Here is a 23475-nt window from a genome sequence, read left to right on the forward strand (position 1 = left end):
GTGTCGACCGGCCCCCGCGGCCCCGTAGCCTCGTGCCATGACCGTTTTCGACGTGCAGATCGACGCCCTCACCGGCGGGCCGGCCGACCTCGGGCGCTACCGCGGCCGCGCCCTGCTGGTGGTCAATGTGGCCTCCCGCTGCGGCCTCACCCCGCAGTACGCCGGCCTCCAGGCCCTCGCCGACGAGTACGCGGACCGGGGCCTGACCGTGCTCGGCGTGCCGTGCAACCAGTTCGCCGGCCAGGAACCCGGCAGCGCCGCCGAGATCGAGGAGTTCTGCCAGGTCAACTACAGCGTGACGTTCCCGCTGACGGAGAAGGTGGACGTCAACGGGCCGCACCGGCACCCGCTCTACGCCGAACTGGTGTCCACTCCGGACGCCGAGGGACACACCGGTGACGTGCGGTGGAACTTCGAGAAGTTCCTCGTCGCCCCGGACGGCACGGTGGCGGCCCGGTTCGCCCCGACGGTGACCCCGGACTCCCCCGAGCTGCGCGCCGCCGTCGAGAAGGCGCTGCCGGTCGGCTGAGGCCGCCTTGTAGAGAACCTTCCTTGACCGCCCATCGAGCTGTAGCTAAGTTTCAATGACCCCCGGACGAGGAGGTCATTGATGGAGCGCAGAAGGTTCCTGGCCGGCGCGGGCGCGGTCACCGCGGGCACGGTGGTCGCGGCGGGCCCGGGCACGCCGGGGCAGGCCGTGCCCGGCATCCGCCGGGTCGCGACCGGCCTCGACGTGCTGGTCGAATCCGGATTCGCCGCACTGGCCGGCCAGCGGGTGGGGGTGGTGTCCAACCCCACGGGCGTGGACTCGGCCTACCGGCACCTGGTCGATCTCATGCACTCCTCGGGCAGCGTGCAGGTCGTCGCGGCGTTCGGCCCCGAACACGGTTTCCGCGGTTCCGCCCAGGCCGGCGGCAGCGAGGGCACCGGGACGGACGCCCGCACCGGCATCACGGTCTACGACGCGTACGGCGCCAGCCAGGCCAAGTGGGAGAGCATGTTCACGGCTGCCGGCGTGGACACCGTCGTCTTCGACATCCAGGACGTGGGCGCGCGGTTCTACACCTACATCTGGACGATGTACACGTCGATGGTCGCGGCGGCCCGGGTCGGCAAGCGGTACGTCGTGCTCGACCGGCCCAACCCCGTCGGCGGGCGGGCGCGCGGGCCGATGATGACGCCCGCCTACACCTCCGGCGTGGGGCTGAAGGAGATCGTCCAGCAGCACGGCATGACCGTCGGCGAGCTGGCCCGGTTCTTCAACGCGGAGTTCCTGCCCGCCGACGCCGGACGGCCGGTCGAGCTGGAGGTGGTCCGCTGCCGGAACTGGAAGCGAGACCGGCTCGCCGCCGACACCGACCTGCCGTGGGTGATGCCCAGCCCGAACATGCCGACCACCGACACCGCGCTGGTCTACCCCGGCACCTGCCTCTTCGAGGGCGTCGCCTCGATCACCGAGGGGCGGGGCACCTGCCGGCCGTTCGAGCTGATCGGCGGGCTCGCCGGCGACTTCGACCACCACTGGGGAGACCGGCTCAACGCCCGTGACCTGCCGGGTGTCGAGTTCCGCGAGGCCTACTTCTCGCCGACGGCGGCCGGGCAGAAGCCGGCCCTGCTGAACAAGCTCTGCGCCGGCGTCGAGGTCAAGGTCGTCGACCGGGCCGCGTACGACCCGATCCGCACGGCGGTGGCCATGCTGGTCGAGGCGCGGAAGTACCCGGCGTTCGCGTGGCGGTTCGACTCGTACGACACCGTCCGGCCGTACTGGGTGGACAAGCTCACCGGCTCGCCCCGGCTGCGCACGATGATCGACGCCGGGGCCGACGTGGACGACGTGGCCGGCGCCTGGGCCGACGAGCTGGCCGCCTTCGAGCGCAAGCGGCGTCCGTACCTGCTCTACTGAGCCGACGATGGGGCCCGGGGTGTCCGCACCCCGGGCCCTCGTCACGGTCAGCCCGCCGCGGAGCGGAAGACCGGGTAGTAGCCGCCGGACTGCCCCGCGGCCGTCGGGTGGTACGACTTGGTGAGGTTCAGGACGTTCAACGCGTGCAGCCACTTCTCGCCGTAGCTGCACAGCTGGTGACCCACGAAGATCGAGCGGACGTCGGCGAACGTGAAGCCGGCCGAGCTGGCCGCCGTGCGGGTGATGTCGTCGACCAGGTTGATCCCCTCGTTGATCTTCGCCCGGGAGGTGGCGCTCAGCCCGACGCAGACCGTGCCGAGCTGGTAGAAGACCGGGTAGCCGACCACCACGACCCGGGCGGAGGGCGCCCGGCTCCGGATGCCGTTGTAGACGTTCGCGAGCTTGCCGGGAAGCTGCGTGCGGGCCTTGTCCTCGGCGGCCTGGATCGCCGCCACGCACTGGGTCTCACCCTGGAGCACGCAGGTGCTCATGATGCTGGAGAAGCCGACGTCGTTGCCGCCGATGGTGACGCTGACCAGCGTGGTGGTCGAGGAGAGCGCCGAGAGCTGGTTGTTGATGACGTCCGTGGTGGTCGCGCCGGAGCAGGCGACCGAACGGTACGAGGCCGGCCTGATGTTGGTGTTGTAGAGCGCCGGGTAGGCGTTGTTGCTGCGCAGGCAGGACCCGCTCTCGGAGGTGTAGCTGTCGGCGCCGACGCCGGAGGCGTACGAGTCGCCGAGAGCGACGTAGCGGTCGGTGGGAGCCGCCTGGGCGGGGGCGGCCAGGGTCAGCGTGATGCCGAACGAGGTGGCGAGGGTCAGGGCGAGGGTGGCAAGACGGGATCTCCGCACGTCGCACTCCTGGGGGTGGGAAGTGGTGGTGAGAGATAGATATCAATGAATCAGAGCCCGAGAAAGATCAACATTTCGCGCCGGTTGCCCATAGACCCTTATCGCTACAAATCGTTGCCGGATCAACGAGCGGGGCTGAAGGTTTTCGCCACCGCAGCGGCCACGCCGACCCGCACGGGAGGCAGCGGTCGCTGCATCCGGCGGTGACTCGTGAGAGTTAGGCTGAGCCTGTGATTCGGGCTGTGATCGTGGACGTCGACGACACCCTGTGCCTCACCCAGGCCGCCTCGTTCGCCCTGGAAAACGAAGTTCTGGCGGAGATGGGCCGGCCCCCGATGCCACGGCACGTGCACCTGTCCACGTGGGGCGAGCCGCTGCTGGACGCCATGCCCAAAAGGTCGCCCGGCCTCGACCTGCCCCGTTTCTCGGCGCTTCATCGGCGCGCGCTGGAACGGCACGTCGCCGACGGTCGTCTGGATCTCATCCCGCTGGAGAACCTGCGCGCGCTGGACGAGTTCGTGCGGCATGGCCGGGCGGTGTTCCTGCTGACGTCGCGGACCGAGGACGAGGTCCGGCACATGTTGGAGGCGGGTCACGTCCTGGCTGAACGGGTCAGTGGCATTTACCATGCCGGCAACACGCGGTTCCGCAAGCCGGATCCGCGGGCCTTCGACGAATTGCTGGCGGCGACGGGAATACCACCGCGCGAATGCGTCTATGTGGGGGATTCGCCGGGCGACGCCTTGGCCGCCGGCGGTGCGGGCATACATTTCGTCGGCTGCCTGCAGAGCGGGGTCCGGAAACCGGCGGACTTCGACTCCCGCTACGTCGACGCCTTCATCGATGCCTTTTCCGACCTCGTCGGTGTGGTCCGACAACTCGACCAGTTCACCGCCGACGCCCGGCCGGTGGCCGGCGAGCGGATGGCGCAGGAAACCACCTGACGTCTGAGTACTAGGCTCGGCGGGTGCGGTTGATCACCGGGGACGACATGGCGGCGGCTGAGCGGCGCCTGGACGGGCGGGTGGTCCGCACCCCCCTGCTGGAGGCGCCGGCCCTCGCCGCCGACCTGGGCCTCCGGCTGGCGGTGAAGGCTGAGAACCTCCAGCACACCGGCAGCTTCAAGGTCCGCGGCGCCACGAACGCGCTGCTCGCCCACGCCGAGCGCGCCGGCACACCGGCCGGGCTCGTGGCGTTCTCCGCCGGCAATCACGCGATCGCGGTGGCCCACGTGGCCCGCGCCGCCGGGCTGCCCGCGGTGGTCTGCATGCCGCCGCACGCGGTGCCCGGCAAGCTGGCCACGGTCCGCCGGCTCGGCGCCGAGGCGGTGCTCACCGACGACCTGCTGGCCACCGCCGAGAAGATCGCCGCCGAGCGCGGCTTCCACCTGCTCGCGCCCTTCGACGACCCGGATGTGATCGCCGGTCAGGCCACCGTCGGGCGGGAGATCCTGGCCGACGGCCCGCCCCCGGACCTGGTGCTCGTGCCGGTCGGCGGCGGCGGGCTGATCAGCGGGATCGCCGCGGCGGTCCGGGCCGGCTCACCGGGCACCCGGATCGTCGGCGTGGAGCCGGACGGGGCCAACGCCATGTCCTACGCGCTGCGGACCGGGACACCCACCCCGCCGTTCCGCCCCGCCTCGGTCGCCGACGGCCTGGCCGCCCCGTTCGCCGGGCGGCACACCCTGGCGCACGTCCGGGCCCTGGTCGACGCGGTGGTCGAGGTGCCGGAGGCGGCCGTGCTGCCCGCCTGGGCCGAGCTGGTGGAGGCCACGAAGCTGCTGGTGGAGCCGGCCGCCGCGGTCACCCTGGCGGCGCTGCGGGCGGGGCTCGTGGAGGTGGCGCCCGGCGAGCGGACCGTCCTGGTGCTCAGCGGCGGAAACGTCGCGCCGGCCGTGCTGGCCACCCTCGGCTGACGGGTCGGACCGGCCGGCGGGCTCCGGCCGATTCAGACCGGCGACCGACTCCGGCGGGTTCAGACCGGCCGGCGACCGGCTCCGGCGGATTCAGACCGGCCGGCGACCGGCGAAGCCGCACTCCACGCGGTGGTACCAGCGGATGTCGGCGTCCCCCTCCAGCCAGCACCAGAGCACCGCCCGGCCGTCCCGCTCACCGGGGAAGTCGAGCAGCACCGGGGCGATCCCCTTGACCTGGATGCCGTGCTGGTGGAGCTCCTCCACGGCGGCGTGCAGGCGGGCCTCCAGGCCCTTCATCTCGGCCAGCCCGCCCAGGGCGCTCACCCCGTGGTCGGCCAGGTCGATCCGGAGTTCGGCCAGGTCGGCGCGGAGCCGGATCAGCTCGTCGACGCGCGGCCGTAGGGTGGCCACCAGGTGTCGCGCCTGGGCGAGAGTGAACACCGCGCCAGTATGCGGCACGCCGCCGGAGATCGACTCCGGGTCGCCGTGCCGACGGGGCCGGCGGCTAGTCGGCCTGGGCGGCGAGTTGGCGGGCCCGGTCGCGGGCCGCCTCCAGGGCCGCCAGCATGGCCGCGCGGACGCCGTGGTTCTCCAGCTCCCGGATGGCGTTGATGGTGGTGCCGGCCGGCGAGGTGACCGCCTCGCGGAGCTTCACGGGGTGCTCGCCGGAGTCGCGCAGCATCACGGCCGAGCCGATGGCGGTCTGCACGATCAGGTCGTGCGCCACCTGCCGGGGCAGGCCGAGCAGGATGCCCGCGTCGATCATGGCCTCGACCAGCAGGTAGAAGTACGCCGGGCCGGAGCCGGAGAGCGCGGTCACCGCGTCCTGCTGGGATTCGGGCACCCGGAGGGTGGCGCCGAGCGGCTTGAACATCTCCTCGGCCAGGGCCAGGTGCGCGCCGGTGGCGTGCGCGCCGGGCGAGATCGCGCTCATCGCCTCGTCGACCAGGGCCGGGGTGTTGGTCATCACCCGGACCACCGGGGTGCCCTCGGGCAGCCGGCGGTTGAAGAAGGCGGTGGGCAGGCCGGCGCAGAGCGAGATGACCAGCTTGTCGGCGGGCACCTTGGGCCCGATCTCGTCCAGCAGCGCCGCCGCGTCCTGCGGCTTGACCGAGACGGCGAGCACCTCGGCCTCGTCCACCGCGGTCAGGTTGTCCACCACCCGGACGCCGTACCGGGCGGCCAGTTCCTCGGCGCGGGCGGGTCGCCGGGCGGTGGCGAGCAGCCGATCGACCGGCCAGCCGGAGCGGAGCAGCCCGGAGAGCATCAGCTCGCCGATCTTGCCCGCGCCGATCACCGCGACCGTGTGCACCTCGGGTGCCATGAGCCGTACCCCTCTCGTGGAGGCGCGGCGCGGCGGGCCCGTCGGGGACCCGCCGCGCCGCCCGCCGTCGGTCAGCTGCCGAAGAAGACCTCGGCCTCGGCGTACCGCTCCAGCGGCACGGTCTTCAGCTCCCGGGTGGCCTCGGCGAGGGGGACGCGGACGATGTCCGTGCTCTGCATCGCGACCATCTTGCCCCAGTCGCCCTCGTTCGCGGCGTCGATCGCGTGCAGGCCGAGCCGGGTGGCGAGCACCCGGTCGAACGCGGTCGGGGTGCCACCGCGCTGGATGTGGCCGAGCACCACGGTGCGGGCCTCCTTGCCGGTCTTCGCCTCCAGCTGCTCGGCGAGCCACTGGCCGATCCCGCCGAGGCGGACGTGGCCGAACGCGTCGAGCTCCTGGTTGTGCAGCACCATCTGGCCGTCCAGCGGCTGGGCGCCCTCGGCGACCACGACGATGGGGGCGTACTGGTGCTGGAAGCGCTTCTCGACGTAGCCGGCGACCTGCTCGACGTCGAACTGCCGCTCCGGCAGCAGGATCACGTTGGCGCCGCCGGCGAGGCCGGCGTGCAGGGCGATCCAGCCGGCGTGCCGGCCCATCACCTCGACGACCAGGGTGCGGTGGTGGCTCTCCGCCGTGGTGTGCAGCCGGTCGATCGCCTCCATGGCGATGTTCACGGCGGTGTCGAAGCCGAACGTGTAGTCGGTAGCGCCGAGGTCGTTGTCGATGGTCTTCGGCACGCCGATGACGTGGACGCCCAGCTCGTGGAGCTTCGTGGCGACCCCGAGGGTGTCCTCGCCGCCGATCGCGATCAGCGCGTCCACGCCCTGGGCGGCGAGGTTGTCCTTGATCCGCTCCACGCCGCCGTCGATCTTGAACGGGTTGGTGCGGGACGAGCCGAGGATGGTGCCGCCGCGCGGCAGGATGCCACGGACGTCCGCGATGCCCAGGGGCCTGGACAGGCCCTCCAGCGGGCCCTTCCAGCCGTCCCGGAAGCCCACGAACTCGTGACCGTAGGTGGCGACGCCCTTGCGGACCACCGCCCGAATCACCGCATTGAGACCAGGGCAGTCGCCGCCGCCGGTGAGCACGCCGATACGCATGATCTGCTCATCCTCCTGGAGCATCAGGTGAAGCCCGGATAAGCCCCAGGATATGTGTCAGATCAGACCATCGGCGCCGTTGCCGGCCCGGGGCGGGCCGTCACTGCGCACTGTAGTCGGCGTGGGTGCCCGCCGACACCGCGCCCCGGCCCGTCCCGGCCCCCGGACCGGCTACCGCTCAGTAGCCGACCTCGCGGTTCTCCCCCGCCTTCGGCGGCCGCCCGGTGACCGCCGCCCGGGCGAGGCCGAGCAGGTTCACCACGGCGCCGCCCGGCGCGTCCCAGTACTCGGCCGAGCCGGCGTGCACCCGGATCAGCGTGATGCCCGGGGTGTCCAGCCCGTCCGGGAACCAGGCCTTCAGCAGCGGGTTCCACAGCCGCTCGGCCCGGGCCCGGTCCCACTGCTCGACGGCGGTGCCGGCCACCGACACCCAGGCGTGGTGCCGCTGGTCGGAGAAACCGACGTTGACCTGCGGGTTGACCCGGATCTGGCGGATCTTCGCGGAGTCCGCGTACGCGAAGAACCAGAGGTCCCCGTCGAACTCCGCCTCCTGGAGCCCCATCGGGCGGCTGACCAGCCGCCCGTCGACTGCGGTGGTGGTCAGCAGGCAGATCCGCGCGTCCCGGATCAGCTCGGTGACCCGGCTGCGGCCGTCCTCGGCGCTGGTCGGCTGCTGGCTCATGCGCCCTCCCTCGCGATCGGTTCGACGCGAACCGTGCCCGGGACAGAAGCGGTCAAACCTGCCGAGAGGTCACCGGGCGGTCATGGCCCGCCAGCGGGCCAGGTTGTGCCGGGCGTCGACCAGCGCGTCGTGCCGGTCCGCCTCGGCGTCCGGCAGCCTCGGCCGGCCCCGGTCGTCCCAGAGCTGGCGCAGCTCCTTGGTGAACCGTGGGATCTCCCGGGGCAGCGCCGGCATCGCCCCCCAGAGCTGGGCCAGCACGACGTGGTCGTACGCCGCGTACCAGGCCCAGAGTTCCAACTGCTCCCCCGGCCGGTCCCGGACGGGCGCCATCAGGAACTCGTGGAGGTCGTCGCGGATCCGCTCCCGGGACCGCCAGGCCCGGTCGGCCGGCGAGGGGAGCTTGTCGAGCACGTTGCGGCGCACCCAGGGCACCGCCCGGGAGTCGTCGAACTCGGTGGAGACCGCGTAGAACTCGCGGCCGTACTCGTCGACGACGCCGATCGACACCAGGTCGACGATCCGGCCGTCCTCGATGAACTCGCAGTCGTAGAAGTAGCGGTAGACCATCGGCACCATCCTCGCCCACCGCCGTCACCCGCCGGTCGCCGGGGCCGCCGCCGAGCCGGGAGGGCAGGCCACGGCAGCTGGGGACGGTCACGGAAGTGTCTCCAGGGGTGTACAGCACGCGACGGGACCGTCATGATCTGATGTGTACCGCTACCGGACGCCGAACCGGTTGAGATGCCTCGTGCCGGGGATGACAGGTTCACCCGGTGTGCGGGTTGTGGTCCTTGACCGGGGAGGGGTTGGGCCGTGGAGATGCGCCTTCCGGAGCCGGGTGACGCGCTCACGGGCGTCGAGATGTTCGCCGGGCTGGAGCCGGAGGTGCGGCAGCGGGTCATCGCCGCGGCGGTGCCGCGCACCTACCGCAAGGGGCAGTTGCTGTTCGTCGAGAACGACCCCGGCGAGTCGCTGATCGTGCTGCGCCGCGGCGCGGTCGCGGTGTTCCGCACGGCCCCGACCGGCGAGCGCGCGGTGCTGTCGGTCATCCGGCCGCCGGACGTGCTGGGCGAGGTCTCCCTGTTGGACGCCTCCACCCGGTCGGCGTCGGCCGAGGCGATCGAGGACTGCGCCGCGCTGGCGCTGTCCCGGCCGGCCTTCATGGAGCTGGTGCACTCCAACCCGCGCATCCTCGACGCGGTGATGCGCTCCCTCGGCCAGCTGATCCGGCGGCTCACCGAGCAGAACGCCGACCACGTCTTCCTCGACCTGCCCGGCCGGGTGGCCAAGACGCTGGTCCGGCTGGCCGGCGAGAGCCAGGCCCCGATGATCACCATCGAGCTCAACCAGAGCCAGCTCGCCGAGATGGCCGGCGGCTCGCGGCAGAGCGTCAACCAGGCCATCGGCTCCTTCGCCAGCCGGGGCTGGCTGCGCACCGAGGGGCGCCGGATCGTCGTCACCGACGTGGCCGCGCTGCGCCGCCGCGCGGGCATGAACGATCGCTGACCGCCGGCCCGCCGGCCGCCCTCTCCGCCACGCCTGGTCCGACCCGTCCGTCCGGGGACGGCGTGAAACCTCCGCGTCCCCACACACGGCTGCGCCGGCTGCCTCGGCAGCCGGCGTGACCGTGATGCGCGGTTCAGCGGGTCGGGCCCGCCCAGTAGCCGGGTCCGGCCCAGCGACGGGTCGGGCCGACCGCCCCGCGGCCGGGACCCGCCCAGTAGCCCGGGCCGGCCCAGTAGCCGGGACCCGCCCAGTAGCCCGGGCCGGCCCAGCCCGTCGTCGTGTCGGCCTTGGCGTTCGTCGAGGTGGACATCGTGCCTCCCGTGGTTGTCGTCCTGGTTGCTGGCGCAGCACCGACACTAGGGAAGGGACGATCGGCGCAAAATAGACATATGTATACTAACCACTGCCCAAAGGGCCGTTGTCCTTCGTCGACGCCCGCTGCCAGGGTTGCCCGGCACGCCCCTGCCGTGGGGCCCCACCGGACAGATCCGCCGGAGCGAGGAGTTGACGGGCATGTCACTGATCCGCGGCAATATCGCCTTTCGTCGTTACTGGTCGGCGCGCCTGGTGTCGTACGCCGGCGACCAGCTCGCCCGCACCGCCCTGCTGATCGCGGCGTACGACACGCACGGGGGCACCGCCGTCGCCCTGCTGCTGCTGGCCACGACCGCGCCGCGACTGCTCGGGCCGCTGCTCGGCGCGCTCGCCGACCGGTTCGACCAGCGCCGGCTGATCGTCTGCTGCGACGTCGCCCAGGCGCTGCTCTATCTGACGGTGGCGCTGGTCATGCCGCCGCTGCCGGTGCTGCTCGCGGCGGTCACGGCCGCGACCGTGGCGGCCACCGCCTTCACCCCGGCCGGTCGCAGCCTGCTGCCCCGGCTCGTCGAGGCGGACCGGCTGCCGGCGGCCAACGCGCAACTCGCGGTCGGCATGAACATCGGCTTCGCCGCCGGTCCCGCCATCGGCGGCCTGCTCCTGGCCACGGTCGGGCTGACCACGACGCTGCTCGTCGACGCGGCCACCTTCGTGCTGTCCGCGCTGCTGATCGGCGGGGTACGGCCGCTCTCCGCACCGGCGGCGTCCCGGACCGAACCGTTCCGCCAGGTGCTCGGCGCCGGGCTGCGGGTCGTGCGCGGCAGCGGCGTCGTCCGGGCCGTCTCGATCGGGTTCCTGGTGCTGGTGACGTTCGCGGCCCTGGACAACCTCGCGGTGATCCCGCTGGGCCGGACCGAACTCGGCGCCACCGAGGTGATGATCGGTCTGCTCGGCACCGCGTACGGCGTCGGCATGGTGGCCGGGCCGGCACTGCTCACCCGGGCCGGCCGTCGCACCAGGATGGACCTGCTGCTGTACTCGGCCCTGCTGGCTCTCGGCGTGGGGACGCTGGCCACCGGAGTGAGCCCGGCGATCGGGGTCGCCCTGCTCGGGCAGGCCCTGGCCGGGGCGGGGGCCGGCTGGCACCACGTGGCGGCGGACACCCTCATCCAGCAGAACGTGCCGGCCGAACGGCTGGGCGTGGTCTTCGGGACGGTCTACATGTTCCCGTACGCGGCCGAGGTGCTGGCATACCTCGCCGGGGCGTCACTGCTCGGGGCGATCGGGCCCCGCTGGCTGCTGGTCGTCTCCGCGGTCGGCATTCTCGCCACGCTGGCGCTGGTCGTACCGCTGCTCTCCCGCGCCCTCGGCGCCGGCGTGCGGCGGCGGTCCGACGTCGCGGCGGTCGCCTGAGCCGCGGTGGACAGCCGATGGGGCCGGCGGGTCACCGCCGGCCCCATCGTCGGCGTCACTTCCCCGTGGTGTCGGCCGGCGGCGCGCTCGGGCCGGGGCCGATCTTCTTCGGGTCGGTCTCCTTGGTCGGTGTGGTCGTCGTGGTCTCGGTCGATCCCGTGCCCGGCTGCTCTACCATTCCCTTTTCCTCCAGTTCGGCGAGGGTGACGGCGTCGACGTCGACCGTGTCTCCCGGCGTCCACACCGTCCCTCGTGGATCGGTCCAGGAGGCGGACAGCCGGACGTGCACGGCACTCTCCCTGTCGACGGAACTTCCTGGTACGGAAGACTAGACCCGGCCGATCAGCCGTGACGTCCCGCCGACCCGTCGGGTACCCGACTGCGCGGTCGCGCGAGACGATGGGGACCTCACGCGTACGGAGCTGGACATCGACCTCACCTGTGGACACTGTTCCCGGACCGCCGGGCCGGACGACCGTTACTGCGGCGGCTGCGGCCGGCCCCTCGCGGCGACCTGCCCGGGCTGCGGTCACGCCAACAACGCCGAGGCGAACTTCTGCACCAACTGTGGCCAGCCGTTGCGCGACCACGCCGTCTCGGTGCAGGAGGACCGCCGGCAGGTCAGCGTGCTCTTCATCGACATCGTGGACTTCACCACCTACGCCGAACGGGCCGACCCGGAACAGGCTCGCGGGCTCCAGCAGGCGTACTTCGGCACGGTGCGCCGGCTGGTGCACCAGTACGGCGGTGTGGTCGAGAAGTACATCGGCGACGCGGTGATGGCGCTGTTCGGGGCGCCCGTGGCGACGGACAACGACGCGCTGCGGTGCGTACGGGCGGCGTTGGAGCTGCAACGGAGCCTGGCCCGGCAGCCGGCCGGCCCGCACCCGCCGCTCGGCTTCCGGGTCGGCATCGCCACCGGCGAGGCCCTGGTCGACCTGGCCGCCGCCCGTGACGGCGGCCAGGCGTTCGTCACCGGTGACGTGGTCAACACCGCGTCCCGGTTGCAGGGGTTGGCCCCCGCCGGCGGCGTCGTGGTCGACGAGAGCACCTGGGCGGCCACGCGGCACGAGATGGAGTACGCCGACCAGGCGCCCGTCACGCTGCGGGGGCGGTCCGCGGTCACCCGGATCTGGTTGGCCGTCCGCGCCCGGCCCCGGCGCGACGGACAGACCGCCGAGCTGACCCCGATGGTCGACCGGGACCACGAGCGGGGCCTGCTGGTCAGCGCGCTGCACCGCACCGTCACCGAGCGCACCTCCCAGCTGCTGACCGTGTTCGGTCCGGCCGGGGTGGGCAAGAGCCGGCTGCTGCGCGAGCTGGCCCGGCACGCGGCGAACCTGCCCGGCGCGCGGGTGACCTGGCTGATCGGCCACTGCCCGCCGTTCGGGGAGAACGTCACCTACGCCGCCCTGGCCGACATCGTCCGGAGCTGGATCGGGCTGCCCGACTCCGACGATCCCGCCGCCATGCGCGAACGCCTGCGGGACCGGCTGGGCCGGCTGGCCGACCCGCACGCGGCGCGGCTGGCCGAGGCGTTGGGCCCGCTGGTCGGCGTGTCCGGCGAGCGGCTCACCTCCGCCGAGACCGAGGCGGCGTGGCGGCGGTTCCTGCTCACGCTGGCTACGACCGGCCCCACGGTGCTCGTCTTCGAGGACATGCACTGGGCGGACGAGACGATGCTCTCCTTCGTCGAGCAGCTCGGCGCGGCCGCCCGCAACGTGCCACTGCTGGTGATCGCGACCGCCCGCCCGGAGCTGCGGGAGCGGCATCCGGCGTGGACGGGCACGATCAGCGGCGCGATGTCCATCTCGGTGCCGCCCATGCACGACGGGGACATCGACACCCTCTACTCACTGCTGCTCGGCCACGCCACCCTGCCGGAGGAGGCCCGCGGGCCGCTGCTCGAGTTCGCCGACGGCAATCCGCTGTACGCCCAGGAGTACGCGCGGATGCTGCTCGACGGCGGGCTCGTCGACCGGACGACGGCCCTCCCGCCGTTGGACCCGATGGGCGGGACGGGGATGCCGCGTACCGTCCAGGCGGTCATCGCCAACCGGCTGGATCTGCTCGACGCGGCCGACCGGGCGGTCCTCCAGGCGGCCTCGGTCGTGGGTGTGCAGTTCTGGGCGGCGCCGGTGGCCCTGGCCCTGGGCCGGCCCGGGGAGTGGGTGGAGCGGGCGCTGCACCGTCTCCAGCGCCGCGACCTCGTCTACGAGCTGCCCGCCTCGACCATGCCGGGCCAGCCCGAGTACCGGTTCCGGCACATCCTGGTGCGGGACGTGTGCTACCAGCGACTGCCCCGGGCGGAACGGGTAGCCCGGCACCAGCGCACCGCCGACTGGCTCGAGCAGCTCGCCGACGGACGGCAGCACGACCTGGCCGAGGTGCTGGCCAACCACCGGTGGTCGGCGCACGAGATCGCCCGCACGGTCGGCCTGGACCCGGCGCCGTACGCCCGGGCCACCCGGACCGCGCTGCACCGGGCCGCCCGCCGGGCGTACGCGCTGCACGCGCTGGACACCGCGGCCACGCTGGTCGGCCGCGCGCTGGCGGTGGAGTGCGGACCGGATCCGTCGCTGGAGCTGTTCGAGGCGGAGCTGGCGTTCTACCGGGACCGCGACGGGTTCCTGGTGGGCGGGGGCTCCGATCTGCTCACCTCCCTGGCGGACCGGCTGGCGGGTGCGGGCGACCTGCCGGGCGCGGCGAAGGCGTGGCGGTTGCTGGCCACCGCGGCGTGGGCCCGGGCGGACCGGTCGGAGACGCTGCGCTGCCTGGACCGGGCGATCCGGTTGCACGCCGAGCTGCCGGACAGCGAGGACAAGGTCGGTGCCCTGCTGGAGCTGGCGCGGATGCACATGCTCGACGCGGAGGCCGAGCCCGCGTGCGCCGCCGCCAGGGCCGCCGCCGAACTGGCCGAGCGGCTGGAGCTGCGTGAGGCGCGGGCGAACGCCCGGATCACCCTGGCGGTGGCGCGCTACCAGGCCGGCGTCGAGGGGGCGTACGCCGAGCTCGCCGAGGTGACCGAGGAGTGCCGGGTGGAGCGGCTGACCAGCCGCCGGCGTGCGGTGCACAACCTTGCCTGGGCGTTGCAGGAGGAGGGCGACCTGACCGGCTCGGCCCGCCTCGTCGACGAGCAACGGTCGCTGGACCTGGCCGGCGAGCACGGCCTCACGGTCAGCTTCGCCGACCAGTGGACCCGGTCGTACTACAGCGGGGACTGGACGGCGGCGTTGCGGATGGCCGAGGGGTCGACCCGACGCCCGACCGACGAATGGGACCTGCACATCGTGGCGGTCTCCGGCTGGATCCGCGCGCTGGGCGACGCGCCCCCCGGTGACGGCACGGACGGCGGCGCCGACCTGGTGGACCAGGCGCTGGTCGCCGCCCGGCGCAGCGGCTTCCTCCGGGTGCTGCGGTCCACGGTGGCGCACGCCGCGCTGTGCCGGGCGGTGCAGGGCCGGCGCGACGAGGCGCTGGAGCTGCTCGCCGAACTCGACGCCGACTGGCGGCGGACCCGGATGATCCCGTTCGCGGAGTGGGTGCCGGCGGTCGGCCACGTGGCGGGGGTGCTCGGTGGTGACGCGGCGCTCCTGGTGCGGGACCTGCTGGCCCGCGCCCCACGAACGACGCGCTGGGCGCGGGCGGCCGGCCGGTCCGCCGACGCGGCGCTGGCCCGACGGGACGGCGACCCCCGGCGCGCCGCGAGCCTGTTCAGCGCGGCGGCGGAGAGCTACGCGGAGATGACCGACGCCACCGACCACGTCATCGCGGCCGCCCTCGCGGTGGGGCCGCTGGCCGAGGTCGATCCGGCGGCCGCCGCGGAGAGGCTCGGACGGGTGCGCGCCTTCGCGGAACGGCACGCCGCGGCCGGCCTGCTCCGGATCGCCGGGGCCGGCTGACGTCAGGCGGGCACCGGCTCCCGGAGCGGCCGGGCCTTCGCCTTCTGCGCGTACACGTCCACGTACTCGCGGCCGGAGAGTTCCATGAGCTCGTACATGATCTCGTCGGTGACGGCGCGCTCGACGAACCGGTCGCCGGACATCCCCGCGTAGCGGGAGAAGTCGAGCGGGGCGCCGAAGCGGATCCGCACCCGGCCCAGGTTGGGGATGATCTGACCGGTCGGCTGGATGGCGTCGGAGTTGAGCATGGCCATCGGCACGACCGGGGCGCCGCTCTCCAGGGCGAGCCGGGCCACCCCGGTCTTGCCCCGGTAGAGCCGGCCGTCGGGCGAGCGGGTGCCCTCCGGATAGATGCCCGCGATGCCGCCGGAGCGCAGCACCCCGAGCTGGGTGTCCAGGGCGGCGCGGGCCGCCCGCCCGCCGGTGCGGTCGACCGGGATGGTGCCGGAGCCGACGAAGAACATCTTGGTCAGCCAGCCCTTGAGGCCCTTACCGGTGAAGTATTCGGCTTTCGCGATGAATGTAACTTTTCGCTTGACGATCAGCGGGGTGAAGATCGAGTCCGAGAACGAGAGGTGGTTGCTGGCCAGGATCACCGGGCCGGCCTCCGGGACGTTCTCCAGCCCCTCCACCTGCGGGCGGAAGATCAACCTCAGCAGCGGGCCGAGGATGATGTACTTCAGCAGCCAGTACAGCACCGGGGTCCTTCCAGGCGGGAGCGGTGGCGGGCCACGATCACCGGGCCTCCGGGACCGTGCCCGGGGCGCCGTCGGCGAGCGGGACTGTCGGGGAAGAGCGTACGAACAGGGAGCGGCACGCCACAACGCACTCCCGGAACCGGGTCCCGACGTGTCAGGATTCAGGGCACGACGATGCGGCGAAGGGGGTGTCCGGTGTCAGGGGGTGGGCCCCGTCGGGGACGGCGGGACAACGGGCTCGACGCGGCCGAGTACGCGGTCGCGGGCGACGTCGATCCACGCGTCGGTGAGCACCTGCTCGACGTGCTCGCCGCGGGCGGGATCGCCGCCTACCTCCAGCCCTCGGCCGACCTCAACCCGGTGACCCGCACCACCACCGTCCCGTCCCGCCCGATCGACCGGCTCTACGTCGACCGCTCCCACCTGACCACCGCCCGCGACTACCTCACCCAGCTCACCGACGAGGAGGGCCGCGAGCCGGCCCGGGACGAAGAGCCGGACATCGAGGCCGAGTGGGCGAAGATCGTCGCCGGTTTCCACACCGCGCCGAGCGCCGGCAGCCACCCCTGGCCGGCCGCCGAGGACGTCGACGAGCCGGTGGACCCGACCACCCCGGCCGGCGGCGCGCCGGGCCGCGCCGAGGAGACCGCCGGCCCGACCGCCACCGACGTGCGCCGGCTGCCCTACGCGGCGGACGTCTCCGGCGTCTCGCTGAGCCGCGGGCGGCAGGACGAGCCCTCGCTCCTGGACGGCCTGGACACCTTCGGCGCCGACCTGCCCGGCGACGAGGACGAGGAGCACTTCACCCCGCCACCGCCGCCCCCGCTGCCGCGCTTCTCGAAGTACGCGGTGCTGGGCGTGCTCTGCATCGTGGTGGGGTTCCTGCTCTTCCTGTCGCCCACCGTGCTGTCGGTGGTCGACCCGTCGGTGGTGACCCTGCTCGGCTTCACCGGCATCCTGGCCGGCTTCGTGATGCTGATCTGGCGGCTGCGCCCCGGCGACTCCGACGAGCACGACCCGGACGACGGCGCGGTCGTCTGACCCGGCGGGCACCCGCCGCCCGCATGGCGGGACACGCGCGTACCGGGCCGACCGCGTAACAGGGGTGTAACTTACTGTCAGTAGGAATACCGCTGAACGTCACTTCCCGCACCGGCTGTCCGGGTCGTGCGCCTCCTCCGGTCGCCGGTCCTCTGCAGATCGGAATGCCCGAGATGCGACAGAGTCCCCTCGTGGTGGTGGCCAACCGCCTCCCCATCGACGACAGTGTGGCGCCGGACGGCGCCTTCGAGTGGCGCCGCAGCCCCGGCGGCCTCATGAACGCCCTGCACCCCCTGCTCCGGCACACCCCGGCGACCTGGGTGGGCTGGGCCGGCGGCACCGGCCCCGCCCCGCACCTGCCCGACGTGGACGGGGTCCGGATGCGCGCCGTCGCGCTCAACGGCGACGACTTCCGCGACCACTACGAGGGCTTCGCCAACGCCACCCTCTGGCCGCTCTACCACGACGCCGTCGAGCAGCCCGAGTACCACCGGCGCTGGTGGGAGGCGTACCAGCGGGTCAACCAGCGGTTCGCCGAGGCCGCCGCCGAGGTGGCGGAGCCCGGCGGCCTGGTCTGGGTGCAGGACTACCACCTCCAGCTCGTGCCGGGGCTGCTCCGCGACCTCCGTCCCGACCTGCGGATCGGCTTCTTCCTGCACGTGCCGTTCCCGCCGCCGGAGCTGTTCATGCAGCTCCCCCGCCGGGCCGAGCTGCTGCGCGGGATGCTCGGCGCCGACCTGATCGGCTTCCAGCGGGCCCAGGCCGCGCACAACTTCGCCCAGCTCGCGACGAAGGTGCTCGACCTGCCCGCCACCGACCGGCGGATCGGCGTCGGCGAGCGGGTGGTCCGGATCGGCGCGTTCCCGGTCTCCATCGACGCCGCCGAGATGGGTGCGCTCGCCGCCCGGCCCGACATCGCCGACCGGGCGCGGCGGCTGCGTCAGGATCTCGGCGACCCGGAGCGGGTCATCCTCAGCGTCGACCGGATGGACTACACCAAGGGCATCGAGCAGCGGCTCAAGGCCTACCACGAGCTGCTGACCAGCGGGGACGTCAAGGTCCGGGACACCGTGCTCGTGCAGGTGGTGGTGCCCAGCCGGGACCGGGTGGCCCAGTACCAGATCCTCCGCGACCGGGTGGAGCACCAGGTCGGCCGGATCAACGGCGAGTTCGGCCGGGTCGGCGAACCGGCGATCCACTACCTCAGCCAGCCCTTCGACCGCACCGAGCTGGTCGCCCTCTACCGGATCGCCGACGTGATGGCGGTGACCCCGCTGCGGGACGGGATGAACCTGGTGGCCAAGGAGTACGTGGCCGCCCGGGTCGACGGCACCGGGGCGCTGCTGCTCAGCGAGTTCGCCGGGGCGGCCGCCGAGCTGGAGGAGGCGTACCTGGTCAACCCGCACGACCTGGACGGGCTCAAGGCCGCGCTGCTGGCCGCCCTACGGGCGGCGCCCGAGGACGTCGCGGCCCGGATGCGGGCCATGCGGGAGCACCTGGGCCGCAACGACATCCACGCCTGGGCCAGGTCCTACCTGCGCGCCCTGGACGAGAGCGGGTCGCTGGTCACCCGGCTCACCGGCACCGAGTGACCCGCGCCCGCGCTCACGCGTGGGCGGGCGCCGGGTCCTTCTCCAGCCAGTCGAGGATCGCGTCGACCGGCTCCCGCCAGCGGGCGTCGAGCATCAGGTCGTGCCCCATGCCGGGAAACAGCAGCGGGGCCGAGGCGTAGCGGCGGGCCGCCCGGGTCAGCGCGGCCGGCGGCACCACCCGGTCGTCGGGGCTGCCCAGCACCAGCACCGGTGGGCGGCCCACCGCCGGCTCCGGCTGCCGCCCGGTGAGCAGCTGCCACTGCGCCCGGCGGCCGGCCCGGCCCAGCCGGGCGAGGTGCCGGCGCGCGTCGGCGTCGGGCAGTTCCCGGCTGAACAGCTGCCGGCGGTTCAGGCGCAGCCCGGCGCCGAACACCGCGGGCACGGTGCCGGCGGGGTTGCGGCGCAGCGCCGTGCCGAGGGTGCCCCAGCCGCCGAGCACCGGCGCCACCAGCACCGCCGCCCGGGCCGGGTAGCGGGCGAGCGCGTGCGCGACCACCCGGGCACCGGCGCCGTGCCCCACCAGCACCGCCTGCCGCGGCAGGCTCGCCGCCACCTGGACCACGTCATGGGTGTACGCCCGCAGCGTCGCCCCCGGCGCCGGCTCGCTGCCGCCGTGCCCGCGCAGGCTCAGCGCGTACGCCGGGAAGCCGCGGCCGGCGGCGTGCCCCAGCCAGTGCTCGGCGAACGCCCACGCCCCGTGCCCGAACCCGGGCACGAACAGCAGCGGAGGCTTCGCCTGGTCCTGCTCGGGCACCGCGGCGACGACCTCGCGGCGGGCCGGCCGCTCCGGACGGGCCCACTCCCAGCCCCGGACGACCCGCATGCGATCGGCAGTCACTTGCCCTCCAGGTCGTGGAGCGCCCGCTGGAGCGCGCGCAGGTAGTCGGCGTGCCCGACCTCGAACCAGTGCCGGGTGCTGTCCTTGACCTTCCCCGAGTACCGCTCGCCGAGGCCGGCGGTGACCTTGCGGCCGAACGCGGCGGCCCGGTCGGGGCGGGTGGCGCGCAGGGTGAGCAGCCGGGCGAAGAGCACGCTCTGCCAGTGCGAGATGGGGAAGATGCCGGAGTCGGGCTGCACCAGGCCCACCACGGCCAGGGTGGGGTGGCCGGCGGCGAACGCGTTCAGCCAGAGCCGGGGCCGCCCCGAGCCGTCGGCGTCGCCGAGCACCCGGCCCTCCAGGAACTCGAAGCGCGGCAGGTAGCCGGTGGCGAAGACGACCAGCTCGGGGTCGATCTCGCGGCCGTCGGCCAGCTCGACCGTGCGGTCGCCGAACCGCGCGATGTCCGGCACCGGGGTGACCTCGCCGTGGCCCACGTAGTAGACGAGCTGGCTGTTGGCGATCGGGTGGGTCTCGTAGACCCGGTGGTCGGGCCGGGGCAGGCCGAACCGGGTCAGGTCGCCGACGGTGAGCCGCAGCGTCCAGTGGTAGAGCCACTGCCGCACCCGCAGCGGCACCCGCAGCGCGAGCAGGGTGTCGTTGACCTGGTCGGCGGGGCGGCCGAAGACGTACTTCGGGGCGTACCAGTAGCCGCGGCGGGTGGAGTGCCAGCAGCGGGACGCCTGCTGGGCCGCCTCGACCGCGATGTCGCAGCCGGTGTTGCCGGCGCCGACCACCAGCACCCGCTTGCCGCGCAGCTGCGCCGGGTCCTTGTAGGACGAGGCGTGCATGACCTCGCCGCGGAACTGCTCCAACCCCTCGTAGCGGGGCAGCTTCGGCGACCAGTTGTGCCCGTTGGCCAGCACCACGGCGGCGTAGCGGGAGGTGCGCTCCGGGCCGTAGCCGCCGGTGCTGCGGGTGGTGACGTCCCACCGGTCCCCCTCGACCGGCTCCACCCGCACCACCTCGGTGCCGAACCAGACGTGCTGGCGCAGGTCGAAGTGGTCGGCGTAGCGCTCGAAGTAGGACAGCAGCTGGGCGTGGTGCGGGTAGTCCGGCCAGTCGTCCGGCATCGGGAAGTCCGGGAACTGGGTGAACGGCCGGGACGAGATGAGGTGCGTGCTGGCGTAGACCGGGCTGCGGTCGTGCCGCCAGTTCCACGCCCCGCCGACGCCGGTCTCCCGCTCGTAGCAGTCCACGCCGAAGCCGGCCTCGCGGAGGTTCTTCACGGCGGTGAGGCCGCTGGCCCCGGCGCCGATGACGCAGACGGTGTCGCCCCGGTCGGAGACCGGACGGCCGTCCCGGGTCGGGGCGACCGCCGGGTCCGGATCGGGACGGCCGAGGTCGGTGGAGGAGGACACCGGGGAATCTCCTTTTGTGCGGCACGAGTGCCGGGTCGGTGCGAAATCCTGCCGACAATGCCCGCCGTTGTCCAGCCCCCACGGGCCGGCCGTGGCGGGCGGGGGCTCAGTCGCCGGCGGGCAGCAGCAGGTCGACCAGGACCGGGAAGTGGTCGCTGGCCCGGCGGGTACGCGGGGTGTCCACGACGTCGTAGTCGACCACCGTGATCCGGGGGTCGACGAAGAGGGCGTCGATGCGCCGCCGCGGGTCGGCGCAGGAGAAGGTGTGCCGGTCGGCCCGGTCGGCGGCCACGGCCGCGTCGGTCAGTCCCTCCGCGACGGTCCGCCACGCCGCCCCGTCCGGCCCCTCGTTCAGGTCGGCGCCGGCCACCACGGGCAGCGTCGCGGCGGCCAGTTCCCGCTTGAACGCGGCCGCCTGGGCGGGACGCTCCGCCGGGTCCGTGGAGAGGTGGGAGCCGGCCAGCAGGAACCGGGCGCCACCCACGAGGCACTCGGCGTACGCGGCGCCGCGCAGGTGCCGCCCCGGGGTCAGCGGGTAGCGCTGGCAGCGGGTGGCCGTCACCCGGACACGCAGGCTGGTGAGCAGCACGTTGCCCAGCGACGGCAGGCCGCCGGCCGCGACGACCAGCCCGAACGAGTCGGCCAGCGTCGCGCACTTCTGCCGCCACCGGAACCGCCGCGGCCCCTCCTGGACGATCACCACGTCCGGCTCGGCCTCCCGCACCACCTCGGCCAACGCCGCGGTGTCGTCCCGCTGGCTGTGGATGTTGTAGGAGAGCACCCGCAGCGGCACGCCTGCCGCGGCCACGTCAGATCCGCCGGGCCAGGTCGGCGGCGCCGATGACGCCCGCGGTGTTGCCCAGCTCGGCCGGGCGCACCTCGGCGACGGGCAGGCGGCTGCGCTGGGCCAGGGCGTCGGTGAACGACCGGCGGGTCGGGCCGAGCAGCAGGTCGCCGGCGTCGATCACGCCGCCGCCGACCACCAGCACCTGCGGGTCGAGGATCTGCGCCATGTCGGCGAGGCTGGTGCCGAGCCAGCGGCCGACCTGGGCGAACGCCTCGGTGGAGACCGGGTCGCCGCCCTTCGCGGCGGCGGTCACCATCGGCCCGGTGATCCCCTCGGCCTCGCCGCCGGCCAGCTCCAGCAGGGCGGTGGCCCGGTGCGGCTCCTGGCGGGCGGCGGCGCGGGCGAAGCGGACCAGGGCGCTGCCGCTGGCGTACTGCTCGATGCAGCCGAGCCGGCCGCAGCCGCACTGGTGGCCGTCCGGCACGGTGAGCATGTGCCCCAGCTCGGCCGCGATGCCGTGGGCGCCGCGGACCAGCTCGCCGCCGAGCACGATCCCGCCGCCCACCCCGGTGCCGATGGTGAACATGACCATCGAGTCATCGGCGTCCCGGGCCGCGCCGTAGCGGAACTCGGCCCAGGCCGCGACGTTGCCGTCGTTCTCCACGACCACCGGCAGGCCGGTGGCGTTGCTGACGTAGTCGCGCAGCGGCTCGTCCCGCCAGGCGAGGTTGGGGGCGAAGAGCACGGTGGAGCGGGAGGCGTCGATCCAGCCGGCCGCGCCGATGCCGACCGCGTCGACGGTCCGGCCGACGGCCAGCTCGGTGACCAGCTCGGTGATGACGTCGCGGGTCTTGGCCACGTCGTCGGCGGGGGTGTCCCGTCGGGCCTGCACGAGAACCTTGCCGGTGTCGTCCACGACACCGCCGGCCACCTTCGTGCCACCGACGTCGACTCCGATGGTCAGCGTCACCGCTGCCACTCCCCTCTGCTGTGCTGCCCGGCGCGGCCGAACCGGCCGTGCGATCCGGGATGTCCGGTGCTCAGGCCCCGTCGCCTGGTGCGTCCTCGCCCACCTCGCCGGACGTCCGCGAGGCGGGCACCACGGGACGGCCGGCCGGCGGCCGGCTCGACGCCGGCACGTCCGGCCCGTCGGGATCGGCCGCGCCCTCCCCCCGGGTGGCGGCGGACCACACGTCCTGCTCGGGTGCCGGCTGAGAATCATGCCCGGTGCGGGTCGCCTCGCGCCACACGCGGTCCCCCGTCGCGGTTCCGGTGGCCGCCCCGTCGGAGCCGCCGGCCGCCGTGGGACCACCCGGCCCGGCCGGCTCGGCCGGGGTGAACGCGCGCAGCAGGCTGGCCACCCCGGCGGCCAGGTCGCCGGCGCCGGTCGCGAGCCGCTCGGCGAATTCCGGACTCGGGTCGCGCAACGCCGCGATACCCCGGCAGACCGGGCAGACACAGCACTCGGGTGAGCCGGTGGCGAACCGCGGGCCGGCGCCGGGCGCGGTGGACGATTCCCCGCCCGGGGTGTGACCGAGGACACCCGAGAGGATCCCACCCAGCGGGCCCCAGGGACCGGAGCCGGGCGTGGCGGCGGCCAGCTTCGCGCTGGCCAGCAGCATGGCGACGAGGCGCTCGGCCTCTTCCCGGGCCGAACCCGGATCAGTGGTGCCCATGGTTCGGCTCCTTCACCGTGACAACCGGGACGACGGTCGGGTCAGTCAGCCGCACCGAGTGCTTCTACCCGGCGCTTGAGCTGCTTCAACGCCGCATCCATGATCATTTTCTCGGCCTTGCGGCGAAACATGCCGAGCATCCCCACGGACAGCTCCACCTCAAGGGTGTAGGTCACCGTGGTCGTTCCGTCCGGGTTGTCGACGAGGTCGTACGACCCGCGCTGGGACTTCTGCATCTTCGAGGGCGCCACCAGGTGCCACTCGATCCGGGAGATGTCCTCGGCGTACTCGTAGGCCAGCACGTACTCGTCGGCCATCACGCCCGCGTCGATGGTGAACCGGACCTGGCTGGCGTAACCGTCCTCGTACTCCTCGATCACCTCGGCCCGCCGCACCGCCTCGGCCCACTCCGGGTAGCGGGGGAAGTCGCAGATGACCGCCGCCACCCGGTCCGGTGACGCGCCGACGACGATCGACTGGGTGGAGGAGTCCGCCATGGGGGGAGGCTACCCGGCGGCGGACCGGCCCGCGC

General features: G+C 73.6%; 24 protein-coding genes. 9 read left to right on the forward strand and 15 right to left on the reverse strand.

Annotated features, from left to right (window positions below; translation table 11 throughout):
• The first annotated feature begins 37 nt into the window (after window positions 1-37).
• Both ACQP12_RS24725 and ACQP12_RS24730 read left to right on the forward strand, forming a co-directional pair.
• The gene (locus ACQP12_RS24725; protein WP_433282393.1) at window positions 38-529 is read left to right on the forward strand and encodes a glutathione peroxidase; all 492 of its coding nucleotides are present in this window, start codon (window positions 38-40) and stop codon (window positions 527-529) included.
• An 81-nt stretch (window positions 530-610) separates the two neighbouring features.
• Complete coding sequence (locus ACQP12_RS24730; RefSeq protein WP_433282396.1) at window positions 611-1903, forward strand: exo-beta-N-acetylmuramidase NamZ family protein; 1293 nt, start codon at window positions 611-613, stop codon at window positions 1901-1903.
• A 47-nt stretch (window positions 1904-1950) separates the two neighbouring features.
• Here the strand turns inward: ACQP12_RS24730 and ACQP12_RS24735 are convergent, their stop codons facing one another.
• Window positions 1951-2754, reverse strand: a complete 804-nt coding sequence (locus ACQP12_RS24735) for an SGNH/GDSL hydrolase family protein (RefSeq protein ID WP_433282398.1) — start codon at window positions 2752-2754, stop codon at window positions 1951-1953.
• A gap of 242 nt (window positions 2755-2996) precedes the next feature.
• Here ACQP12_RS24735 and ACQP12_RS24740 point away from each other — a divergent pair, with 242 nt between their 5' ends.
• Together ACQP12_RS24740 and ACQP12_RS24745 are read left to right on the forward strand one after the other, a co-directional pair.
• Window positions 2997-3698: an HAD family hydrolase gene (locus tag ACQP12_RS24740; RefSeq protein ID WP_433282401.1), complete on the forward strand. Its 702-nt coding sequence runs from the start codon at window positions 2997-2999 to the stop codon at window positions 3696-3698.
• 23 nt (window positions 3699-3721) lie between these two features.
• Complete coding sequence (locus tag ACQP12_RS24745) at window positions 3722-4669, forward strand: threonine ammonia-lyase (protein WP_433282403.1); 948 nt, start codon at window positions 3722-3724, stop codon at window positions 4667-4669.
• Window positions 4670-4759: 90 nt separating this feature from the next.
• Here the strand turns inward: ACQP12_RS24745 and ACQP12_RS24750 are convergent, their stop codons facing one another.
• The 5 genes from ACQP12_RS24750 to ACQP12_RS24770 form a co-directional block, all read right to left on the reverse strand.
• A complete protein-coding gene (locus ACQP12_RS24750) occupies window positions 4760-5110 on the reverse strand; it encodes a DUF2203 domain-containing protein (protein ID WP_357939812.1) in 351 nt (116 codons plus the stop codon).
• Between the two features lie 64 nt (window positions 5111-5174).
• Window positions 5175-5993: a pyrroline-5-carboxylate reductase gene (proC, locus tag ACQP12_RS24755; RefSeq protein WP_357939810.1), complete on the reverse strand. Its 819-nt coding sequence runs from the start codon at window positions 5991-5993 to the stop codon at window positions 5175-5177.
• Window positions 5994-6064: 71 nt separating this feature from the next.
• Window positions 6065-7093 (reverse strand): 6-phosphofructokinase, encoded by a 1029-nt coding sequence (locus tag ACQP12_RS24760; RefSeq protein WP_151461234.1) that lies wholly within the window; start codon window positions 7091-7093, stop codon window positions 6065-6067.
• Window positions 7094-7271: 178 nt separating this feature from the next.
• The gene (locus ACQP12_RS24765) at window positions 7272-7775 is read right to left on the reverse strand and encodes a pyridoxamine 5'-phosphate oxidase family protein (protein WP_357939808.1); all 504 of its coding nucleotides are present in this window, start codon (window positions 7773-7775) and stop codon (window positions 7272-7274) included.
• 69 nt (window positions 7776-7844) lie between these two features.
• Complete coding sequence (locus ACQP12_RS24770) at window positions 7845-8342, reverse strand: polyadenylate-specific 3'-exoribonuclease AS (RefSeq protein ID WP_357940068.1); 498 nt, start codon at window positions 8340-8342, stop codon at window positions 7845-7847.
• Between the two features lie 246 nt (window positions 8343-8588).
• On the opposite strand from ACQP12_RS24770, the gene ACQP12_RS24775 reads away from it, so the two are divergent.
• The gene (locus ACQP12_RS24775; protein ID WP_091268212.1) at window positions 8589-9281 is read left to right on the forward strand and encodes a Crp/Fnr family transcriptional regulator; all 693 of its coding nucleotides are present in this window, start codon (window positions 8589-8591) and stop codon (window positions 9279-9281) included.
• Window positions 9282-9414: 133 nt separating this feature from the next.
• Here ACQP12_RS24775 and ACQP12_RS24780 read toward each other — a convergent pair whose 3' ends face one another.
• The gene (locus tag ACQP12_RS24780; RefSeq protein WP_433282405.1) at window positions 9415-9591 is read right to left on the reverse strand and encodes a hypothetical protein; all 177 of its coding nucleotides are present in this window, start codon (window positions 9589-9591) and stop codon (window positions 9415-9417) included.
• Window positions 9592-9794: 203 nt separating this feature from the next.
• On the opposite strand from ACQP12_RS24780, the gene ACQP12_RS24785 reads away from it, so the two are divergent.
• A complete protein-coding gene (locus ACQP12_RS24785; protein ID WP_433282407.1) occupies window positions 9795-11009 on the forward strand; it encodes an MFS transporter in 1215 nt (404 codons plus the stop codon).
• Window positions 11010-11064: 55 nt separating this feature from the next.
• Here ACQP12_RS24785 and ACQP12_RS24790 read toward each other — a convergent pair whose 3' ends face one another.
• Complete coding sequence (locus ACQP12_RS24790) at window positions 11065-11298, reverse strand: hypothetical protein (protein ID WP_151461220.1); 234 nt, start codon at window positions 11296-11298, stop codon at window positions 11065-11067.
• Between the two features lie 139 nt (window positions 11299-11437).
• Here ACQP12_RS24790 and ACQP12_RS24795 point away from each other — a divergent pair, with 139 nt between their 5' ends.
• Complete coding sequence (locus tag ACQP12_RS24795) at window positions 11438-14911, forward strand: ATP-binding protein (RefSeq protein WP_433289428.1); 3474 nt, start codon at window positions 11438-11440, stop codon at window positions 14909-14911.
• 2 nt (window positions 14912-14913) lie between these two features.
• On the opposite strand, the gene ACQP12_RS24800 is transcribed toward ACQP12_RS24795, so the two are convergent.
• Complete coding sequence (locus ACQP12_RS24800; RefSeq protein ID WP_357939802.1) at window positions 14914-15609, reverse strand: lysophospholipid acyltransferase family protein; 696 nt, start codon at window positions 15607-15609, stop codon at window positions 14914-14916.
• 195 nt (window positions 15610-15804) lie between these two features.
• On the opposite strand from ACQP12_RS24800, the gene ACQP12_RS24805 reads away from it, so the two are divergent.
• Both ACQP12_RS24805 and ACQP12_RS24810 read left to right on the forward strand, forming a co-directional pair.
• On the forward strand, window positions 15805-16650 hold the full coding sequence (locus tag ACQP12_RS24805; protein WP_433282410.1) for a DUF308 domain-containing protein: 846 nt from the start codon (window positions 15805-15807) through the stop codon (window positions 16648-16650).
• Window positions 16651-16823: 173 nt separating this feature from the next.
• Complete coding sequence (locus ACQP12_RS24810; protein WP_433282412.1) at window positions 16824-18242, forward strand: alpha,alpha-trehalose-phosphate synthase (UDP-forming); 1419 nt, start codon at window positions 16824-16826, stop codon at window positions 18240-18242.
• Window positions 18243-18255: 13 nt separating this feature from the next.
• On the opposite strand, the gene ACQP12_RS24815 is transcribed toward ACQP12_RS24810, so the two are convergent.
• The 6 genes from ACQP12_RS24815 to ACQP12_RS24840 form a co-directional block, all read right to left on the reverse strand.
• Entirely contained in the window at window positions 18256-19065 is an 810-nt protein-coding gene (locus ACQP12_RS24815; RefSeq protein WP_433289431.1) for an alpha/beta hydrolase, read from the reverse strand.
• An 11-nt stretch (window positions 19066-19076) separates the two neighbouring features.
• Entirely contained in the window at window positions 19077-20480 is a 1404-nt protein-coding gene (locus ACQP12_RS24820; protein WP_357939796.1) for a flavin-containing monooxygenase, read from the reverse strand.
• A 106-nt stretch (window positions 20481-20586) separates the two neighbouring features.
• Window positions 20587-21288, reverse strand: coding sequence for an endonuclease/exonuclease/phosphatase family protein (locus tag ACQP12_RS24825; protein WP_433282414.1), 702 nt, complete (start codon window positions 21286-21288; stop codon window positions 20587-20589).
• A gap of 1 nt (window position 21289) precedes the next feature.
• Window positions 21290-22237, reverse strand: coding sequence for an ROK family glucokinase (locus ACQP12_RS24830; RefSeq protein WP_433282416.1), 948 nt, complete (start codon window positions 22235-22237; stop codon window positions 21290-21292).
• A gap of 70 nt (window positions 22238-22307) precedes the next feature.
• Complete coding sequence (locus tag ACQP12_RS24835; protein ID WP_433282418.1) at window positions 22308-22943, reverse strand: hypothetical protein; 636 nt, start codon at window positions 22941-22943, stop codon at window positions 22308-22310.
• 41 nt (window positions 22944-22984) lie between these two features.
• A complete protein-coding gene (locus ACQP12_RS24840; RefSeq protein WP_357939787.1) occupies window positions 22985-23440 on the reverse strand; it encodes an SRPBCC family protein in 456 nt (151 codons plus the stop codon).
• Between the last annotated feature and the right edge of the window lie 35 nt (window positions 23441-23475).

The sequence above is a fragment of the Micromonospora sp. CA-244673 genome (assembly GCF_050948395.1).
Taxonomy (GTDB): Bacteria; Actinomycetota; Actinomycetes; order Mycobacteriales; family Micromonosporaceae; genus Micromonospora.

Coding starts and splice junctions, on each gene's coding strand:
- proC (WP_357939810.1), bottom strand. CDS start 5,993: ATGGCACCCGAGGTGCACACGGTCGCGGTGATCGGCGCGGGCAAGATC.
- ACQP12_RS24785 (WP_433282407.1), top strand. CDS start 9,795: ATGTCACTGATCCGCGGCAATATCGCCTTTCGTCGTTACTGGTCGGCG.
- ACQP12_RS24840 (WP_357939787.1), bottom strand. CDS start 23,440: ATGGCGGACTCCTCCACCCAGTCGATCGTCGTCGGCGCGTCACCGGAC.
- ACQP12_RS24725 (WP_433282393.1), top strand. CDS start 38: ATGACCGTTTTCGACGTGCAGATCGACGCCCTCACCGGCGGGCCGGCC.
- ACQP12_RS24815 (WP_433289431.1), bottom strand. CDS start 19,065: ATGCGGGTCGTCCGGGGCTGGGAGTGGGCCCGTCCGGAGCGGCCGGCC.
- ACQP12_RS24730 (WP_433282396.1), top strand. CDS start 611: ATGGAGCGCAGAAGGTTCCTGGCCGGCGCGGGCGCGGTCACCGCGGGC.
- ACQP12_RS24780 (WP_433282405.1), bottom strand. CDS start 9,591: ATGTCCACCTCGACGAACGCCAAGGCCGACACGACGACGGGCTGGGCC.
- ACQP12_RS24765 (WP_357939808.1), bottom strand. CDS start 7,775: ATGAGCCAGCAGCCGACCAGCGCCGAGGACGGCCGCAGCCGGGTCACC.
- ACQP12_RS24810 (WP_433282412.1), top strand. CDS start 16,824: ATGCGACAGAGTCCCCTCGTGGTGGTGGCCAACCGCCTCCCCATCGAC.
- ACQP12_RS24760 (WP_151461234.1), bottom strand. CDS start 7,093: ATGCGTATCGGCGTGCTCACCGGCGGCGGCGACTGCCCTGGTCTCAAT.
- ACQP12_RS24835 (WP_433282418.1), bottom strand. CDS start 22,943: ATGGGCACCACTGATCCGGGTTCGGCCCGGGAAGAGGCCGAGCGCCTC.
- ACQP12_RS24770 (WP_357940068.1), bottom strand. CDS start 8,342: ATGGTCTACCGCTACTTCTACGACTGCGAGTTCATCGAGGACGGCCGG.